The sequence below is a fragment of the Bifidobacterium sp. LH_419 genome (assembly GCF_056356955.1).
Window position 1 is genome coordinate 15,563 of sequence record NZ_JBKEVG010000014.1, and the last position, 21,565, is coordinate 37,127.

General features: G+C 67.0%; 6 protein-coding genes. 5 read left to right on the forward strand and 1 reads right to left on the reverse strand.

Annotated features, from left to right (window positions below; translation table 11 throughout):
• Nucleotides 1-174 precede the first annotated feature (174 nt).
• The 5 genes from AC1AYX_RS08890 to AC1AYX_RS08910 all read left to right on the forward strand — a co-directional run bounded on the left by AC1AYX_RS08890 (nt 175) and on the right by AC1AYX_RS08910 (nt 20,135).
• Nucleotides 175-3,357: an Ig-like domain-containing protein gene (locus AC1AYX_RS08890; protein WP_476503139.1), complete on the forward strand. Its 3,183-nt coding sequence runs from the start codon at nt 175-177 to the stop codon at nt 3,355-3,357.
• Between the two features lie 332 nt (nt 3,358-3,689).
• Nucleotides 3,690-8,555: a family 43 glycosylhydrolase gene (locus tag AC1AYX_RS08895; protein WP_476503140.1), complete on the forward strand. Its 4,866-nt coding sequence runs from the start codon at nt 3,690-3,692 to the stop codon at nt 8,553-8,555.
• Nucleotides 8,556-9,012: 457 nt separating this feature from the next.
• Nucleotides 9,013-12,672 carry a family 43 glycosylhydrolase gene (locus AC1AYX_RS08900; protein WP_476503141.1) on the forward strand — a complete coding sequence of 1,220 codons (3,660 nt, stop codon included), beginning with the start codon at nt 9,013-9,015 and terminating at the stop codon, nt 12,670-12,672.
• Between the two features lie 452 nt (nt 12,673-13,124).
• On the forward strand, nt 13,125-16,469 hold the full coding sequence (locus tag AC1AYX_RS08905) for an immunoglobulin-like domain-containing protein (protein WP_476503142.1): 3,345 nt from the start codon (nt 13,125-13,127) through the stop codon (nt 16,467-16,469).
• A 675-nt stretch (nt 16,470-17,144) separates the two neighbouring features.
• Nucleotides 17,145-20,135 carry a glycoside hydrolase family 43 protein gene (locus AC1AYX_RS08910; protein WP_476503143.1) on the forward strand — a complete coding sequence of 997 codons (2,991 nt, stop codon included), beginning with the start codon at nt 17,145-17,147 and terminating at the stop codon, nt 20,133-20,135.
• Between the two features lie 298 nt (nt 20,136-20,433).
• Here the strand turns inward: AC1AYX_RS08910 and AC1AYX_RS08915 are convergent, their stop codons facing one another.
• Nucleotides 20,434-21,510, reverse strand: a complete 1,077-nt coding sequence (locus tag AC1AYX_RS08915) for a LacI family DNA-binding transcriptional regulator (RefSeq protein WP_476503144.1) — start codon at nt 21,508-21,510, stop codon at nt 20,434-20,436.
• Nucleotides 21,511-21,565: the final 55 nt, after the last annotated feature.

Genomic DNA, 21,565 nt, shown 5'->3' on the forward strand with positions numbered 1-21,565 from the left:
ATGCGAACGGGTATCGTGGAACGTCACGTGCGCGGGTGACGGGACGAACCGGAACCGGCGTGCGGAACGTCCGGCATGGCCGTGGTGTGGCGTAGCACCGTGGTACGGCGATGGCGGGGGAGAACGGAAGGAAGAGGCGCTGCGTCGCGCCTGAACGAAAGTGCATAGCAGCATATGAAGAACTGGAAGAAAGCAGTCGCGCTGATCGCGGTCGTGCCGATGTTCGCGGCGTTCGTGCCCGCGGCCACCGCCGCCGACGCGACGACCGCGGCCGCGCAGTCCGCGCCCGCCGTCACCGCCGCGGCCGACGCCGCACCGACCCTGCTCGCCAGCTGGGACTTCACCGGCAAGAACGGCACCAGCAGCGGCTCTATCGCCGATTCGACCGGCAAGTACAACCTGACCCTCAACGGCGGCGTCTCCGTCGGCAAGTTCGGCGACCGCTCCAACAACGAGGCGCTGAACCTCAACAACGACGCGAACAGCGCCAAGTACGCGCAGATCGATGACCAGCTGTTCAAGGACGCCGGCGACTCCTTCACCCTGGAGTTCGCGGCCAAGTCCCGTCAGGCGGACAGCGACGCGTTCTTCACCTTCGCGGTCGGCAAGGACTACAACAAGTACTTCTTCAACCGCATCAGCACCACCAAGGTGAAGACGGTCATCTCCGACAACAAGTGGAACAACGAGCACGGCGACAACGTCACCGTTTCCGGTAACGACAATACGTGGCACACCTACAAGATCGTCGTGGACGGCACCAATCTCGGCGTGTGGCGTGACGGCTCCCTGCTGAGCTTCACCACCAACACCGGCATCAAGATGAGCGACCTCGGCGGCTACACCACGTACATCGGCAAGTCGTTCTACGACGGCAGTGGCTCCGGCATCGGCACCGACAAGTACTGGAACGGCGCGATGGACGACATCAAGGTGTACAAGGGCGCCGAACTCGCCTCGCCGACCGGCGTGACCATCGCCGGTGACGGCGTGGTCGACGGCAAGCTCGCCCTGACCGAGAAGTCCACCGCGAAGCTCACCGCCACCGTCACCCCGGACGACGCCGTGAGCAAGAACGTCACCTGGTCGTCCTCCGACGAGGGCGTGGCGAAGGTCTCCGACGACGGCACCGTGACCGCCGTCAAGGCCGGATCCGCAACCATCACCGCGACCACCGAGATCGGCGGCGTGAAGGCCGAACTGCCCGTCACCGTGAACCCGCTGGACGCGAAGAGCGCCGCCACCGAGGACCTCGACTCCGCGATCAGCGCGCTCAAGACCACCACGACCGAGAACCTGCCGCTCGTCGCCGAAGGCACGAAGAACGGCTCCGCGATCACGTGGACGTCCTCCGATCCGAAGCTCATCACCGGCACGGACGCCGACTACAAGGCGCCGGCCAACGGCGCGGCCGCCGACCCGTACCAGGGTGCCGGCGTCGTGACCCGCCCCGCCTACGGCGACGGCGATTCCAAGCCGGTCACGCTGACCGCCACCGCCAGCTACAACGGCGGCGAGAAGGTCACCAAGACCGTCGAAGTCACCGTCAAGGAGAAGACGCGTTCCGTGCCGGACGGCGCGTATGCGTCCGTCACGTTCCTGTCCGACGCCGCGACCACCAACGGCAAGATCGGCGAGGCCCTGTACGAGTCCGCCACCGACGGCAACAACTTCTTCTCGTTCAAGGAGATCAACGGCTCCGACCCGGTCATCGTCTCGAACACCGACACCAAGGGCCTGCGCGACCCGTACGTGCTCAAGTCCCATGACGGCGACAAGTTCTACATGATCGCCACCGACCTCAAGGTCTCCTCGCAGGGCTGGGGCCAGAACCAGCAGTACGGCTCCCTCAAGCTCGAGGCGTGGGAGTCCACCGACATGGTGAACTGGACCCGCACCAACGCCGAGGATGGCGACACCGGCATCAAGGTCAATGCCGACAACATGGGCATGACCTGGGCGCCGGAGGCGTTCTGGGATGACGACCTCAACGCCTACGTCGTGTTCTTCTCCTCCCGCGAGTACACGGACGGCACCCGCTCCACCGCGGTGAAGAGCTCGAAGACCGGCGGCGCGTACAACATCGTGATGATGGCCATCACGCGCGACTTCAAGAGCTACACCCCGGTGCAGAAGTGGCAGGACACCCAGTACTCCCGCATCGACTCCACCGTGTTCAAGATCGGCGACATGTACTACCGCCTCACCAAGAACGAGGAGAGCGGCAAGGCCGGCGACTACATCACCACCGGCAAGTCCACGTTCCTCGAGCGCTCCAAGTGCCTGACCTGCGAGACGACCTCCGCCGATCCGAACGCCGATGTGACCAAGACCTGGCAGCTCGTCGACCAGAACATCCTGCCGTTCGAGGGCCCGGAGTCCATCAAGCTCAACGCGGGCGACCCGAACCAGAACGAGGCCGGCGACGCGATGATCATCATGGCCGACTCCGGCGGCTACAAGCCGTACATGACCTCCGAATCCGCGATCGCCGCCTCCAGCTGGGCCAACCGCCTGTCGCAGACCGACGGCTGGAACACGGAGAAGCAGTGGGGCCCGGGCGTCACCGGCAAGGTCACCCCGACCAACATGCCGACCCCGACCCGCCACGGCGCGTTCGTGAACGTGTCCGCCGCCATCGCCGAGAACATGCACCAGTGGACGACCGCCAACCCGACGAAGCTCGCCGCCGTGGACTCGACGACCACGCTCAAGTATGACAAGGACTCCCGCGTCCTGACCGCGACCGTCGCGGCCGCCGACAAGGGCACCGTCGCCGGCTCCGTGAAGTTCGCCACCGCGAACGGCAGCTGGACCGAGACCGTCAAGCTCGACGCCGACGGCGTCGCCGCCGTGACCGTCCCCGCCGCCGTCTCCGGCGACATCACCGCCACCTACGACGGCTACACCGACGGCCTCGTCAACGGTTCCACCAGCGACCCCGTCAAGGTCGAGCAGGGCGAGAATCCGAACCCGGATCCCGACCAGCCTGACCAGCCCGGCGCGACGGTTGACAAAGACGCGCTGTGGACGCTCTACAACAAGGTCAAGGGATACGAGGCGTCCGACTACCAGTCCGGTTGGGCCGCCTTCGCCGCCGCCCGTGCCGCCGCCGACGCTGTGCTGCGTGATGACCACGCCAGCCAGCAGCAGGTGGATCAGGTTCTCGCGAAGCTCCAGTCCGCCGTTGACGGTCTGGTGAAGAAGAGCTCGTCCGGCAAGCCGAACGGCACGACCGCTGCGAAGAAGCCGGTGCTGTCCTCCACGGGTAGTGCGATCGCAGGCGTGACCGCCGCCACCGCGCTGGTCCTCGCCGCCGGCATCGCCCTCACGGTCTGGCGCAAGCGCCAGGCGTGAGTCGCTTGCTCCCCCACGAATGTGGGGGAGCAAAGAACAGAATGCGCCGAAGGCGCATGTCGATTTCGGCCCCCTCTGACGAGGGGGCTCCCGGCGAAGCCGGGTGGGGGAGAGATGCCGCGAACGTAACGTTCCAGCTATCTCTCCCTCAGTCAGCCTTCGGCTGACAGCTCCCTCGTCAGAGGGAGCCACCCCGCTCGCCCCCCAAAAAACGTATGCGCCTGTGGCGCATTTCATTGGTGCATCGGTGCATCAACGGCCGTGTCATTGGTGATGCGGCACTACTGAAGATGTGCGTGGGACAACGTAGGTCTCACGCGAAGGAGGAAACAATGACCACCCAACCATCACCGATCGGACGGCCCCCGGCCGTGCGGCGATCGGCCGGAGGGCACGCGATCCGCAGGCGTCTTATCGGCGCCGTGATCGCCGTGCCGATGGCCCTGTCCGGACTGGCGCTCGGCGCGACCACCGCGGTCGCGGCCGACGGCGACACGGCCCAGACCATCGCCGCCAAGGCCGCCACCGCCACCGCCAACGCGACCACCAAGGCCGCCGCCCTGCCCACCCCGCTCGCCAGCTACTCGTTCGCCAAGGACGACGGCAGCGGCGCCGTGGCCAACGAGGCCACCGGCTCCACGTTCGGCGTCGCGCAGGTCAAGGACACGAAGGACGCCGACAAGGCCGGCACCTACGCGGACGGCGCGCTCCAACTCACCGGCGACGAGTACGTGAAGCTCCCCGACGACCTGCTCAAGGACAAGACCTCCGCCACCGTGGTCACGATGGTGAAGAACAGCGACTTCAGCATCAGCGACTCGAAGTGGACGTACTTCTTCACGTTCGGCGGCTCGCGACTGAAGAAGGAAGGCAACTGGGCGGTCTCCACCCACAACGGCCTGTACACCTCGATCACCGATTCGGAGAACGGCGTCAACGAGAACTACTTCAGCGCCTCGTCCAACCTGTCCACCGAGAAGTTCCAGCTGCTCGCCGCCACCATCGACGGCGCGACGAAGCAGGCGAACCTGTACATCAACGGCCGACTCGTCGGCTCCGGCACGTTCAACACGTTGCCGAACCAGTTCAAGGCGCAGGACTGGAACACGATCGGCAACTCCACGTATCCGGGCGTCGGCGACGCGATGTTCCACGGCGCGATCAAGTCGTTCGCCGTGTACGACACCGCGCTCACCCAAAGCCAGATCGTCACGATGCTCGACGCCGACGGCGCCGCCGACCTGCTCAACGGCGAAATCGGCAACCTCACCGTGCCGACCACCGCGAGCGCCGACTTCGCGCTGAAGACCGCGACCGACAACGCCGCCGTCACGTGGACGAGCGACAACGACAAGGTCATCAGCGTCGACAAGGCCGGCAATGCGACCGTCACGCCGTCCACCGAAAGCGATGTCACCGTGACGCTCACCGCCACGCTCTCGCCGAACACGGGCGTGCCCGCGCCGCCGCAACCCGTCACGAAGACGTTCACCGTGCTCGTGCCGCAGAAGCTCGGCGACGAGGAGATCGTCACCCGCGACCTGAAGGCGCTCTCGATCGAGAACGCGACCGACATGCGCTCCAACTTCTCCGTGCCCACGAAGGGCGCCAACGGCGCGACCATTTCGTGGACCGTCAAGGACGCCGGCAAGGCGAGCCCGACCATCGCGAACGGCGTCAACACGACCTCGAAGACCGTGAGGATCGCCCGCCCGGCCGCCGGCGCGAAGGCGACCACCATCACGCTCACCGCCGCCGTGACCAGCGGCGGCGTCACCAAGACCCGCGACTTCGCGGTCAAGGTGCAGCCGATGCCGTCCAGCAAGACCGACACCCAGGCCTACGTGTGGATGTACTTCACCGGCGAGGGCGGCGAATCGCAGAAGGTCAGCATCGCCGCGTCCAAGGGCAACAACGCGCTCGACTGGAACGCGCTCAACACGAACGCCGAAGGCAAGGCCGAGCCGATCATGACCTCCACGTTCGGCGAGAAGGGCCTGCGCGACCCGTTCATCATGCGCTCGCATGACGGCGACAAGTTCTACCTGCTCGCCACCGATCTGAAGGTCGTCAACGGCGACTTCTCCACCGCCCAGAACAAGGGTTCCAAGTACCTGGAGATCTGGGAGTCCACCGACCTCGTCAACTGGTCGAAGCAGCGCCACGTGAAGGTCAGCACCGACTATGCGGGCAACACATGGGCCCCGGAGGCCTACTGGGACGACGAACTCGGCACCTACGTGGTCTACTGGGCGTCGAACCTGTACGACACCACCGACGAGAACGACCGCACGTCGCTGACCTACAACCGCATGATGTATGCGACCACCGACGATTTCATCACCTTCTCCGAGCCGAAGGAATGGATCAACGTGGACCGCCGCGGCCAGGCCGGCGCCGGCTCGATCGACGCGACCGTGCAGAAGGTGGGCGACACCTATTACCGCATCTACAAGGACGAGAACTCGATGACCCTGCGCGAGGAGAAGTCCACCGACCTGACCGCCTCCATCGGCGCCGACGGCGTGACCGACTACGCGACCGCGCTCAAGGGCTCCAAGTGGACCGAAATCGGCGTGAACATCGGCAAGGGCCAGCCCAACGGCTACGGCGGCACGTTCACCGCCGGCGAAGGTCCGTCCCTGTTCAAGGCCAACAAGGGCGACGTGAACGGCTACCAGTACTACCTGTTCGCCGACCAGCCGAACTACCACGGCGGCCCGAACCACTACGTGCCGTTCGCCACGACCGACATCACCGACGCATCCAAGTGGACGTCCGTCGGCGAGAAGATGCCCGAATCGCAGATGCCGCTCAACTCCGACGGCGGCCGTCCGCGCCACGGCACCGTGCTCGGCGTCACCCGCGCCGAATACCAGGCCGTCCTCGAGGCGTACGAGCCGAGCATCGCCGTCAAGTCCGTCGACGCGCTCGACGCGACCACGAAGCCCGGCGAGGCGCCCACGCTGCCGCAGTCCGCGCACCTCACTATGGCCGACGGCAAGTCCGAGGACGTCGCCGTCGTCTGGAACGAGATCAAGGCGAGCGATTACGCGAAGGAAGGCACGTTCACCGTGTCCGGCGTCGCGCAGGACGCGTCGCGCATGCCGGTCGAGGCGACCGTCACCGTCGCCGCGAAGGCCGCGACCGTCACCGACGTCAAAACCGACGCGATGACGGTCTCGACGAACGGCACCGTGACGTTCGCCGAACCGGCGACGGTGAAGGGCCACGCGAAGCGGGCCCTCACCAAGGCGCCGGTGCAGGGCGTCGTCACGCTCACGGACGACGGCGTGCGCTACGACGCACTGGACGTCGCGACCGGAACGTTCACGTTCACCGTGCGCTACACGATGAAGGACGGCTCGATCGTCGACGTGACGTACACGGCCGACGTGACCGCCTCCCGCGCCGACGACACGCACCAGCGCGGCAGCGCGCACGACCCGAGCATCGTCAAGGAAGGCGACACGTACTATGTGTTCGGCTCCCACCGCGCATGGCTCAAGTCGAAGGACCTCCAGAACTGGGAGCCGTTCCAGAACAACCTGAGCACCGATTACAAGACCGTGCTCGGCGGCATCTGGAACGAATGGTCGTCGAAGAATGACGCCGGCAACAGCGAGATCGACGGCAACATGTGGGCGCCCGACGTCTCCTGGAACGCGACGATGGGCAAGTGGACGATGTACCTGTCCGTCAACGGCGGCGGCAAGGGCAACTACCAGAAGACCGTGATCGTGCTGCTCACCGCCGACCATCTCGACGGCGACTGGACGTACGTGGGCCCCGTGGTCTACTCCGGCTTCCAGGACTCCGACGTGGCGGCGACCGACGTGGCCAAGGTGCCCGGCGTGCTCACCACGGACGGCAAGGTGCCCGCCCGCTACAAGAGCCTCGACGACACCGGCATCAACGCGATCGACGCCGACGTGCACACCGACGACGACGGCCAGCTGTGGATGAGCTTCGGCTCCTGGTTCGGCGGCATCTGGGCGATCAAGCTCGACCCGGCCACCGGCCTGCGCGACTACGGTGCGACCTACGCGACCAAGGCGGACGTCTCCGACGCCTACTACGGCGTGAAGCTCGCCGGCGGCCACAACAACTCCGGCGAAGGCGCATCGTTCGTCAAGCACGGCGACTGGTGGTACATGTTCGTCTCCTACGGCAACCTCGGCGTGGACGGCGGCTACCAGATCCGCGAGTTCCGCTCGAAGAAGCTGACCGGCCCGTATGTGGACCAGAACGGCAACCCGGCGATCTACACGTCCGTGTACGGCAACCCGGGCTCCGGCGCGAACAAGACCATCAACCGCGGTCTGCGCGTGCTCTCCACCGTCGAGCAGAACGGCTCCACCGAGATCCGTACGTCGCAGGGCGGCAACGAGGTCTACGTCGGCTCCGACGGCGCGATCTACAACGTGTACCACACGCGCTTCGTCGACAAGACCGCCTCCGAGACGGCCACCAAGTCCGACAACGAGCTGCGCGTGCAGCAGATGGTCGCCACCGCCGACGGTTGGCTCGTCTCCACCCCGTACGAGTACTCCGGCGCGTTCCGCCAGAAGGCCTCGTACAAGGTCTCCGACGTGGCCGGCGAATACCAGATCGCCGTCAACGATCCGACGCGCAGCTACGCGACGAACACGGAAAAGGCCGATCTCGCGACGCGTCTCGCCGATGCGGGCATCGTGCACGCGGTCACCGTGCGCCTCAACGAGGACGGCACGATCTCCGGACGCGCGCAGGGCACGTGGGAGCTGTCCGGCAATACGGTCACGCTGCACGTGACCGCCGCCGCGACCGGCAGCGACCTGATGGGCGACTACACTGGCACGCTCGCCGGACAGCCCAACGAGACCGGCGGCTACGCGCTCGTGTTCGGCGCGGTCGGCGGCAGTGTGTTCACCAACGCCGGCACCGACGTGGCCGCCGCCACGCCGGGCGCCGTCTCCATCTGGGGCGCCAAGCAGACCGCCTGGCCGTCCAACGAGGACCCGGACAACCCGACCGGCCCGGGGGACAACGGCAACGGTGAGAACGGCACGGGTGACGGTTCCGGCAATGGCGCGGGCAACGCCGGCAGGAAGCCCGGCCTGTCCGCCACCGGCGCGTCCGTGACCGCCGCCGCGACCGTTGCCCTCGCGACGCTCGCCGCCGGCATCGCTCTAGCCCTCCGCCGCAAGCGCGCATAGCGGTGAGAGCCGGGTATGGCATTGCGCCCGGCTCTGGCCCCCTCTGACGGGACATCGCCGTGAAGCAAACGCCGGAGGCGTTTGTAGGCGATGTGCGAGCCGACAGGCGAGCTGATATGAGGCCGGCCGCAGGCCGTCCGCAATTGCGGTCGAGCTGTCCGCGAAGCGGACTGGGGGAGAGATAGCTGGAACGCAACGTTTGCGGTTGTCTCTCCCCCACCCGGCTTCGCCGGGAGCCCCCTCGTCAGAGGGGGCCGGTACCCCCTCAGTCGGGCTTCGCCCGCCAGCTCCCCCTCAAAGGGGGAGCAAGGAGTGTCGCCAGCTCCCCCCTAGGGGCGCGGTGTGTGATTCCTTTGCGCCCCCTTCAGGGGGAGCTGTCCGGCCGCAGGCCGGACTGAGGGGGTACCGGAGCCGGATCCGGCCGAACAATACATCGATTTCGAAGGAGAAACACGTAATGTCCATGTCAACTACCAGGCGCTGGGGGAAGAGGATCCTCGGCGCGGCGCTCGCGGTGCCGATGGCGCTCGCGGGCATGGCGCTCGGCGCGACCACGGCGGTCGCGGCCGACGCCGTCATCCCCACCGACCATCTCGTCGCCGCCTACGACTTCACGTCGAAGCCGGCCGACGGCAAGACCGTCGCCAACGGCGCGCCCGCCGCGAACTCGAGCCTCGGCGCGGCCGAAGTCCAGAACGCGGCCGACGGCCTCTGGTCCGACGGCGCCCTCACCCTGTCCGGCGGCGCGAAGACCGGCTCCGGCGACTGGGTGAAGCTGCCCGCCGGCCTGCTCACAGGCAAGGACGCGGCCACCGTGCAGATGGAGGTAAAGGCCGACAAGAGCATGCTGAGCTCGTTCCACTTCCTGTGGAACGTCGGCAACGACAGCTCCGATACCGAATACTTCTTCTCCACGCTCAACTGCGGTTCCGGCCGCAATCCGCTCGTCGGCCTCAAGTCCGGCGGCGCCGAGACGCTCGTCCAGGCGAAGTCCTGCGTCGCGTCCGCCGACCGCTGGCTGTCCGTCACCGCGACGATCGACGGCAACACGACCAAGATGTACATCGACGGCGTGCAGGTCGCGTCCGGCACCGTGCCGGCGAAACTGTCCACCGTCAAGGACCAGTCGCTGAACACGATCGCACGCTCGCCGTGGCCCGACGCGCTGTTCAAGGGCGCCGTCTCCACGTTCCGCGTGTACGACGCCGCGCTGAGCGCCGACCAGGTCGCCGCGATCAGCACGGTCGACGCGAAGATCCACGCCGACGAACTCACCGGATCGGCGCTCGACGGCATCAGCGTGCCGAGCGAGATCAACGCATCCTACGTCGCGTTGCCCACCGCGAACGGCGTCACGTGGACGTCGTCCGACGAGAGCGTCATCGCGACGAACGGCACCGTCACGCAGCCCGCCAAAGGCGAGGCCGCGAAAACGGTGACGTTGACGGCGACCGTCACCGTGCGCGGCGTCACCGCGACGAAACGGTTCACGGTGACCGTCAATCCGACCGACAAGACCGCCGCCGAAGTGCTCAAGGAAGCCGCCGACGGCTACGCGATCCCCGCCATCGTGCGTTCCGGCGACGCACTGCCCACGCCCGGTGACGGCACCACGGCGACCGTGAAGGCGACCACCGGCGGCGTGACCGCGGCCGACGGCGTCATCGCCGCGGCCGACGGGAACACCGACAAAGCCGCGGAAGGCACCATCACCGTGACGTTCGCGAAGGACGGCACCGCCGGCACCGTCGACAAGACGTTCGCCGTGACCGTCCTGCCGAAGTCGAAGTCCGCGACGATCGCCGCCTACGACCGCAACGCCACCAGCGTCGACGACGCGAACAACGGCGACATCGCGTACAGCATGCACCTCGCACGACTCGCCGACGACGGCTCCTACTCGCCGTACAACGAGAACTACGGCATCTTCTTCCCGCTCGGATACAAGTCCCAGCCGCTCAACATGAACACCGAGGACGTGGCCCGCAACCTCAAGGACCCGAGCCTGTTCCGCCTCGCCGACGGCACGTTCGCCGTGATCGCCGTGCGCACCAACCGCGGCACCGCGAACGGCGACTCCACCGCCAAGTCCAGTGTGCTCATCGCCACGTCGAAGGACCTGCTCGCCTACAGCGAGAAGGCGAACTCCGGTTCGATCGTCGACCTCGGCGAGACCAACGGCGTCAACGAGCCGTACGCGGTCTACGACACCGCCGCCAAGCAGTACCTCGTCGGCTGGAAGGACGACAACGGCGTGGCCAAGCACACGACGTTCGCCACGCTCTCCAACGACGGCAAGGCCGCCAAGCACGGCGACGTGGTCGTCGGCGCCTACGCGACGTCCGGCAGGCTCGCCGCATCCGGCGCGGGCGCGGTCACGGGCATCGCCGACTTCCGTTCCGGCGCGACGATCGCCGTCGACACCGCCACCGCGAAGGCGCTCGAGACGCGCTTCGGCCGCTCCACCAACACCGGTGCCAGCAACCTGCCCGAGACGATCACCGTCAAGCAGGGCGCGTCGATGGACGAGGTGACCAAGCAGCTGCCGAAGAATGTGGACCTCACCTACTCCGACGGCTCCACCGGCTCGTTGCCGATTTCGTCGTGGGACACTTCGGCGGTGGACACGTCCAAGGTGACGGGCGAAGCGAGCGGCGACGCGGACGGTTACACCGTGACCGGCACCGTCAAGCAGACCGAATACCAGATCCCGTTCGCCGAGGATCGCGCCGACCCGTCCATCACCAAGTGGGAGTGGACGCATCAGGTCGACGGCAAGGAAGTCACCGAAACCAAGTTCCTGATGATCGCCTCCAACGACATCCAAGGCGACGTGACCTGGCAGCACGGCTCCCCGCACATGCCGTTCCGCATGGCCGACTCGATCGCGGCGCTCGCCGACGAGCCGGGCAACCCGGACGCGACTATCCAGTCGAATGGATACAACAACAAGGAGGTGTCGCTGCTCACCGCCGGCGTCAAGGACTCCGAAGGCAAGGCGATCATGCACAGCTTCTGGGCCCCCGAGTTCCACGAGATCAACGGACGCCTGACGATTCTGTTCATGGCCGGCTACGGCAACACGTGGTCGAACGGCAAGTCCGTGTACATGCAGCTCAAGCAGGACGCGAACGGCTACGACCTCGACCCGAGCAAACCCGAGAACTGGACCACGCCGACGCCGATCTACCGTGACGCCGCCTCGCAGGTCAACGGCAAGAAGGACCTCGCGCTCGACGCGAACGGCAACGTGGGCATGTCGCTCGACATGACCTACTTCAAGGACGCGAACGGCAAGTCCTACTACGCGTGGCAGCAGCTCGGCGCGACCTACATCGCGACGATGGACCCGTCGAACCCGGGCCTCATCACGTCCAAGCCGGTGCGCATCGTCTCGCCGGAATACCCGTGGAACGTGACCATCGCCGAAGGCCCGAACGTGACCATGCGCGACGGCAAGCTGTACCTCATGTTCTCCGGCTCGTCCGTCGGCAAGACGTACACCACCGGCCTCGCCGTGGCCGACGCCTCCGGCAGCGACCTGACCGATCCGGCCAGCTGGACCGTGCTCAACTACCCGATTCAGAAGTCCGGCCCGTTCAACGGCGAGATGCAGCTCGGCACCGGCCACGGCATGTGGAGCGAGGACGAGGACGGCAACATGATCTACGTGTTCCACGCCTACGCGACGAAGAACCTCGGTTCCGTCAACGCGACCGGCCGTGACACGTTCGTGCGCCGCGTCCACTGGGCCGCCGACGGCATGCCCGTGTTCGACATGAGCTCGTCCGAGGAGCTTGCGGCTTCCTTGAAGACCGTGACCGTCAAGGTGAAGGTCGTGGCGGATGACGGCGACACGACACCGACCGACCCGGACAAGGGCGACGGCGATGGTGACGCGACCAAGCCGGAGACTCCGTCGGCCAAGCCAGGTGCTGGTGCTGGTGCTGGTGCTGGTGCTGGTGCTGGTGCGAACGGGGCAAACGGCTCGAACGGGGCGAAGAAGCCGGGCCTGTCGAGGACCGGCTCGTCCGTGGCCGGTGCCGCGGTCGCCGCGGTCACGCTGCTCGTGCTTGCCGCCGGCGCCGCGCTCACCCTCCGCAAGCGCCGCGCCTGACGGTCGCGTGCATCCCCCCTGCGCCCCCTTCAGGGGGAGCTGGCTCGCGCAGCGAGACTGAGGGGGGCGACTGATTTCGGCCCCCTCTGACGAGGGGGCTGTCCGCGAAGCGGACTGGGGGAGAGATACCGCGAACGTAACGTTCCAGCTATCTCTCCCCCAGCCTCACTTCGTTCGGCAGCCCCCTCGTCAGAGGGGGCCAATGTATGCGGGCTGCCTGCCATGTGGAATCGCTCTGCGCACACGCTGGTGATGGGGGCGTGGCGTAATGGGAGCGTTCACAGTACACTAAACAAGTGTATGGCGTGCGCGCGGTCGAGGTTGGTCGTGCGCAGCGGGAACCGGCGGAGACCACGACAGGTCGTCGCGTGGGCGTCGCGAGGAAGGGCGGCGTGCGGTTCACCCGGCGCGATACGAGGAGATACAGACGATTCCCTTATCGAAGGAGCATTATGGGGATGTGGACAAGAAAGGCCGTCGGCATCGTGGCGAGCGTCGCCACGCTGGCCGCCGGTCTCATGCTGCCGATGACGGCGGCCGCGGCGAGCGTGCCGAAGCCGCTCATCCATTATTCATTCGACACCGCGCCGAGCGGCAAGACCATCGCGAACGAGGGCGCCGCGGCGAACAGTGACGCCACCCTCTCCGGTGACGCGACCGTCGCGAACGGCCAGATCAACCTGACCGGATCGCAGACCATCAGCGTGCCGACCATCGCGATCAAGGGCCAGAAGGACGTGACCGTCTCCATCTGGCTGAAGAACAACTACGGTAACGGCAACGTCGCCGCCGCGTACATCGGCAACGGCGCGACGAAGAACGGCTACTTCCTGCTCAATCCGGCGAACCCGTCCGGCTACGTGAAGTCCGTGATGACCACCGCCACCGCGGCCGCCCCGAACAACAGCCCGTGGGGCACCGAAGTCGGTCCCGCCGCGACCAACGCCGCCACCACCGGCGCGAAGGCGACGAACGCGCTCGCGCTCTACACCACCGTGATCGACGGCACCGACGGCACGATGAGCTTCTACCTGAACGGCCAGCCGGTCGGCGACAAGACGTACACGATCCCCGCCGGCGGCCTCACGAACTACGGCGACCTCGTCGCCTACATCGCGAAATCCTCCTACGCCGATCCGAACACGAAGATCGACGTTGACGACTACGCGGTCTACGGCACCGCGCTCACCGCCGACGACGTCGCCGGACTCTACAGCGCCGAAGCGCTCGACAAGGCCGCCGCGGCCGTGGCCGCAGCTGTGCCGTCGAGCGCGACGGAGGACTTCACGCTGCCGGTCGCCGCCGCAGGCGCGACCGTCGCGTGGAAGTCCGACAACGCGGCCATCGCCGTCGACGCCGCGACCGGCAAGGCGACCGTCACGCGTCCCGCCGCGACCGCGGGCGACGCGACGGTGACGCTCACCGCGACGTTCACGCTCAACGGCGCGACCAAGACCGCGACGTACACGGTGACCGTGCCAAAGCAGCTGTCCGACAGTGATAAGGCGCAGGCCGACCTCGACGCAATCGCCATCGAAAGCGCGGACGACGTGCGTTCGAACATCTCCGTCGCGACGAAGGGCGACAACGGTTCCGCAATCACGTGGAAGATCGTCAAGGGCGGCGACTACGCCACCGTCGGCGACGGCGTGAACGACAAGTCGGCGACCGTGACCGTCAAGCGTCCCGCCTCCGGCAAGGACGCGGTCAAGGTCACGCTGGAAGCCACCGCGAAGAACGGCGCCGCCACGCTCACCAAGGACTTCGAGATCACGATCCAGCCGATGCCGGCCGCCGAGGAGAAGGACGAGGCCTACGTGTGGGCGTTCTTCACCGGTGAAGGCGTGGGCGGCGAGAAGATCAGCCTCGCGGCCTCCAAGGGCGACAATGCGCTCGACTGGAACACGCTCAACAACGGCACCCCGCTGTTCACCTCCGAATACGGTGAGAAGGGCCTGCGTGACCCGTTCATCATGAAGTCGAAGGACGGCGACAAGTTCTACATGCTCGCCACCGACCTGAAGATCTCCGGTCGTGCCAACGCCAACGGCATCAGCAGCCTGAACGGCTTCGCCGGCGCGCAGGTCAACGGCTCCAAGTACATCGAGATCTGGAAGTCCGACGACCTGGTCCACTGGTCCAAGCAGTCGCACGTGAAGGTCAGCTCCGACTACGCGGGCAACACGTGGGCACCCGAGGCGTACTGGGACGACGAGATCGGCAAGTACGTCGTCTACTGGGCGTCGAACATGTACGACACCGAGAACTCCGCCGACCGCAAGGCGATGACCTACAACCGCATGATCTACGTCACCACCGACGACTTCGTGAACTTCTCGGAGCCGAAGGTGTGGATCGACTCGCAGCGCGGCAACGGCAAGGATGGTAAGGGCTCCATCGACGCGACCGTGCAGAAGGTGGGCGACACCTACTACCGCGTCTACAAGGACGAGAACTCGATGAGTCTGCGTCAGGAGAAGTCCACGAACCTGCTCGCCACCGTGAAGGGCGATTACCCGGGGACCACCGGCGCGGCCGACCAGTGGACGTTGGTCGCCGAGAAGATCGGCAACGGCCAGCCCAACGGCTACGCCACCGGCAGCGGCAAGTTCACCTCCGGCGAGGGCCCGTCCCTGTTCAAGGCCAACGACGGTGACGTGAACGGCTACCAGTACTACCTGTTCGCTGACCAGCCGAACTACCACGGCGGTCCGAACCACTACGTGCCGATGGCGACCAACGACATCGCCAGCGGCAAGTGGACGGTCATCGGCGACAAGATGCCGGAAGAGAACTTCCCGACCAACTCCGACGGCGGCAAGCCGCGTCATGGCACCGTGCTGCCGGTGACCCGCGCCCAGTACCAGAAGGTGCTGGAGGCGTACGCCCCGGCCGTGGCCGTCAAGTCCGTGGGTGCGCTGGACGTCGTCGAGACGAAGGTCGGTGAGGATCCGACCGCCAAGCTGCCGGCGACCGTGCACCTCACGCATGCGGACGGCTCCGAGGCGGATGTCGCGGTGAAGTGGGATGCGGTTCCGGCTGATTCCTACGCGAAGACCGGCACGTTCACCGTGAAGGGCGTCGCGCAGGATAATTCCCGCATGCCGGTCGAGGCGACCGTCAGCGTCACCGGCATCGACATCTCCGGCGCGACCGTGAAGCTCGCGCAGACCGAGTACACGGCCGACGGCTCCGCCAAGGAGCCCACGGTCGAGTCCGTGACGCTCGCCGACGGCACCGTGCTCGGGGCTGGCGATTACACCGTGTCCTACGCGAACAACGTCGAGCCGGGCACCGCCACGGTGACCGTGACCGGCGCGGGCAAGTACTCGGGTACGGTGAAGGTCACGTTCACAATCAAGGAGGCCGAGACGCCGACGCCGTCCACCAAGTACGGTGTGGCCGACCTCAAGAATGTGACTGCGAACTACGCGGATAACGGTGCCCAGGTGGCGTCGTTCCGCTACGACCAGTCCGGTCCGTTCAGGATTGCGAAGGGCCGTAAGGTCAAGCTGCAGGGTGTTCCGGTTGCATGGAAGTTCGCGGATGTGACCTCTGATGCGTCGAAGGGTCAGGTGTTCAAGGTGACGAGCCCGGATGGCAAGTTCACGCAGACGTACACGTTCGCGTACGACACCACGAACCCGCCGACTCCGAAGCCGCAGCCTACGCCTGCGCCGAACACTGGTAGCGTCCTGTCCAAGACGGGTGCCGCCGTGGCGGGCGTGCTGGGTGTGGTGGCCGTCCTGGCCGCCGCTGGCATCGCCTTGACCATCTGGCGCAAGCGCCGCGCCTGACGGTTCCCTAGGCCCCCTCTGATGGGCTGAGCCGTGAAGCGGAGAGCCCGGTGGGCTCTCCGTAGGCGAAGGCGAGCGACAGCGAGCTGATATGAGGTCGGCCGTAGGCCGTCCTTGATTGCGGTCGGGCTGTCGGCCGTAGGCCGACTGGGGGAGAGACAGCGGCCGCAGGCCGCGGGGAAACGGAATCGGCCTTCGGCCGATGCGATATTCCCGCGGCCTGCGGCCGCTCTTTTTCTCTCCCCCAGTCCGCTGACGCGGACAGCCCCCTCGTCAGAGGGGGCCTATGTTGGCTGGCCTTATATCGGCTCGCTGTCGCTCGCACATCGCCTACAAACGCCTCCGGCGTTTGCTTCACGGCGATGTCCCCCCTCAGTCCGCTTCGCGGACAGCTCCCCCTGACAGGGGGAGCAGAGGGATGGTATGCGCCGTGGCGCATTCCGTTATCTTGCTCCCCCACGGATGTGGGGGAGCTGGCCGGCCGTAGGCCGGACTGAGGGGGGAAGGAAGGTCCGAGAAATCCCGTCCCCACGTTGCCATCGCAAAATTGAAGCGCTACAATGGATTGTGTTTTGTAAGCGCTCACATTACTGTGGGCAGTAAGGCGCACGCGGTGTGGACTGGGTGCGCCGGAACGCGGCGGGGAGGCCGTGCCGACCCAATCGAAGGAGAATCATGGGACGATGGAAGGCGGTGGTGGCGGCGTTCGCCGCCATACCGATGATGCTGGCGATGGCGCCGGCTGCGACCGCGGACACACCCAGCGACGTGCGCGAAAGCTCGATCGTCGCCACGAGCGACACGTTTGTGGCCTCGTGGAAGAAGCAGAAGCTCGACAACTACAACACGGCCAACGACCTGGTCGTGCAGAACACCGCCGACGGCGGCCGGAGCCAAGGCGAGCTGGGCGAGCAATTCGTCTCCACGAACACGAACGACGCCACCGATCTCAAGATGACGTTCCTCGCCTTCGATCTCTCGTCACTGGGCGGTCAGAAGCCTCTGTCCGCCGATCTAGCGCTGACGTTGATCGGCCGCAAGACCGGCGTGGCCAGTTCGACCGGCACCCTGCGCGTCGCCGCCATCGACCCGTCCACCGCGTGCACGACCGACGCGCAGTGCGACTTCTCGAAGATCACGTGGGCGAATCGCCCGCAGTTCACCGCCGACGCGAACGACGTCGTCACCTCCGAATCGTTCGCCATCGACGGCACCGACGTGCCGTCCGTCACCGCCGACGTGACCATCAGCGGCACGCAGGCCACGGCGGACGTCGCCGGGCTCGTCGACGCAGCCATCGCGCGCGGCGACTCCACGCTGCTGCTCGCCGTGAACGATACGGCCGCCGAACAGCTGCATTTCGTCAGCACGGAGGGCTCCCGCAACCTCACCAACGCGAACACCGGCATGGCTCCCGCGCTGCGCGTCACCCGCAGCGCGAAATCCGTCGGCGTCTACGGCCAGAGCGCGATGAGCGTGCTCGCCGGGTACGCGGCCACGACGTCGCCCGCCTTCGACGTCACCGGTGACGGCGCGACCGTCACCGTGACGGACGCCGGCGACGGCACCACGGGCGGCGACGGCACGGCCGCCGGTGCCGTGGCCGCCGGCAAGGTGACATGGGACGCGGCGGCGAAACGACTGGACATCGCCGCCGGACTCGCCGCCGGCACGTACCCGATGCGCCTGACCGCCACCGACGCGACCGGCGCGCACGCCAGCCTGACGTTCACGCTCACCGTGCAGAAGGCCGCGCCGTCGGCGAAACAGGCGGGCATGGACAACCCGCTGATGGACTACCAGTACGGCGCCGATCCGTGGGCCATGGAATACGACGGGCGACTCTACGTGTACATGAGCTCCGACGCGATGCAGGTCACCAGCGACGGGCAGGTCGTGCAGACCTACGAGACCAACGGCGACGGATCGTTGAAGAACAACACGTACCGGCAGATCAAGACCATCTCCGTGATCTCCACCGACGACATGGCCAACTGGCGCAACGAAGGCCAGATCCGCGTCTCCGGAACGGGCGGCGCGAACCCGAACGGCCGCTGGTCGTGGGCGCCGGCCGTCGTGCACAAGACCATCGACGGCGTGGAGAAGTTCTTCATGTACTACACCGACAACAACGAAGTGCACGTGCTGACCTCCGACTCGCCGGTCGGCCCGTGGACCGACCCGCTCGGCGGCCGCGCGCTCGTGAAGAAGAGCACGGCCGGCGTGAAGCTGGACGGCGCCACCACGCCGGAATGGGTGTTCGACCCGGCGGCGCTCGTGGACGACGACGGCACCGGCTACCTCTACCTCGGCGGCGGCCAGGGCAACGAGGGCGGCACGGGCGCGAACGCCGCGCATCCGAAGTACACGCGCGTGTTCAAGCTCGGCGACGACATGATCTCCCTGACCGGCGACGTAAAGGCGATCGACGCGCCCGGCATGTACGAGGACTCCGGAATCATGAAGATCGGCGACACGTACTACTACTCGTACTGCTCGAACCTCAGCTACGACGTGACCACCGACGGCCTGACCCTGCCTAAGGGCGACATCCACGTGATGACCTCCAAGGACCCGATGGGCCCGTACACGTACCAGGGCGACGTGATGCGCAATCCGGGCGACTTCTTCGGCATCTTCGGCAACAACCATCACGCCATGTTCACGTTCAAGGGCAAGACGTACATGGTCTACCACGCGCAGACCGTCATGAAGTCGCTGATCGACGCGGGCGTCGCGCCCAGCGGCGGCACCACCGACGACGGCGTCGAGAAGGGCTACACCTACCGCTCCACGCACATCGACGAGATGACCGTGAACACGGACGGCACGATCGAGCCGGTCACGATGACGATGACCGGTGTGCCGCAGACCCAGCGCCTCGACCCGTACGTGTCCGGCGGCGTCGCGGCGACCACGATCGCCCGTTCGTCCGGCCTCCAGACGCTCGACCGGAATTCCGGCGTGCGTGTGAGCGACTACGGCGTGAGCAATGCGGACGGCGTGCGGCTCACGAACGTCAACGCGGGGGAGTGGACGTCGCTTTCCGGCGTCGACTTCGGCGCGGATGGCGCGACCGGTGCCGCGAGCGTCGCGGTGCGCGCCATCGGCAAGGCGGGCGGCACCATCGCCATCCACCTTGATTCGGTCGACGGGCCGCTCGCCGGCACCGTGACGATTCCCGCCGGCGACGGCGCGTCCGCCACGGATTTCAGCGGGTACGCCACGTATGACGCCGACCTCGCCGGCGCCACCGGCGTCCACGACGTCTACTTCGTGTTCGACGGCGATTCCGCCGACGAGCTGTTCGACGTAGCGTCGTACACGTTCACCGCCGCGAAGCACGATGGCGGTGATGGTGATAACGGCGGTCCCGGCGATAACGGTTCCGGGGACAATGGCGACGGCAACCAGGGCGGCGACGGTGGCACTGGTGATGACGCCGATGGCGGCACCAACGGCACCGGCACCGGTTCGGATGCGAACGGCACTGTGACCGCCCCCGGCAAGCAGCCGTCCACCGACACCGCGCAGCAGCCGGGTGCCGGCACCGCCGGTTCGGCGCTGTCGGCGACGGGTGCGGGAATCGTCGGCGCGACCGCATTCACCGCGATCGCGCTCGCCGCCGGCATCTCCCTGACGATCTGGCGCAAGCGCCGCGCATAACGGACCGCCACGCGCCTCCGGCGCATGCCGATTTTGGCCCCCTCTGACGGGACATCGCCGTGAAGCAAACGCCGGAGGCGTTTGTAGGCGATATGCGAGCTGACAGGCGAGCCAACGTGAGGCCGGCCGCAGGCCGTCCTTGATTGCGGTCGGGCTGTCCGCGAAGCGGACTGGGGGGAGAGACACCGCAAACGTTACGTTCCAGCTATCTCTTCCCCAGTCGGCCTGCGGCCCGACAGCCCCCTCGTCAGAGGGGGCCTATGCATGCGCAGGGTCCCCCCTCAGTCGGCCTCACTGCTCAGCGCTTTCGCCCGGCCGTGCTTTCGCGGATCAGCAGTCGTGAGGGGATCACCACTTGGGCGTGCGCTGCATGGCCCCGTCCGTCCGCATCCTGCCGGGCCTCCGCACCGGGCAGGCTTCCATCGCTCTGCCCGTCCGCCTCCTGCCGGCTCCCATCGCGAATCTCGTCCAAAAGAACCCGGATCGCGGCGGCACCCATCTCGTAGCCGTGCGGCTCGATCGTCGTCAGCGGCACGCTGCCGCCCCATGCCAGCGGATTGCCGTCGCACCCCATCACCGCGATGTCGTCGGGGACGCCCAGTCCGCAACGCCGTATCCCGTCGATGCATCCCGCCGCCAGCACGTCGGTCAACGCGATGACGAAGTCCGGCCGTTCCGCCGCGGGCCGCCCGGCGAGCCGCATTCCGGCATCGAGCCCGGCGCGCGGCCCCCGCCAGTCGGCCGCGGTCACGATTTCGGCGCCGTCGCCGAGCACCGACCGGACGCCGTCGATGCGGTCGGCGAGGGACTGGATGTCGTCGTCCGCGGTCAGCACGGCGATGCGCCGCCGCCCGAGCTCCAGCGCGTGACGGGCCGCCTCCCGCCCCGCCTGCACGTTGTCGGCGTACACCTGTCCGAATTCCCGCCGGTCGTCGTGATAGTCGACGAGCACCACCGGCAGGTCGTCGGGCCATTGCGGAATCCACGCGGCGCTGGGACGCGGCTCCATCACGATGCCGGCCACGTGCGCGCCGCGGAAGAAGTCGACGTAATGGTTGGCGAGCAGCTGGTCGTTGTCGGTGCTGGTGATGAGCAGATCGTATCCGGCCGCGCGGGCCGCGTCGTGCGCGCCCTGCGCGAGCTGCAGCGAGAACGCGTGGTCGAGTCCGGTGAGCAGCAGTCCGAACGCCTGGTTCGTGCCTCCGGCGAGCGCCCGCGCGCTGCGGTTCGGCACGAAGCCGAGCCGGTCGATGGCGGTCTGGATGCGTTTGCGTGTTTCGGGCCGGACGCGTTCGGGATGGTTGAGCATGTTGGACACCGTCCCCATCGAGACGTGCGCCTGCCGTGCGACGTCGCTGATGGTCACCCGTGCCATGGATCGTCCTTTCGTTGCGTCGGTACGGCTATCCATGATACGGAAAAGATACAGA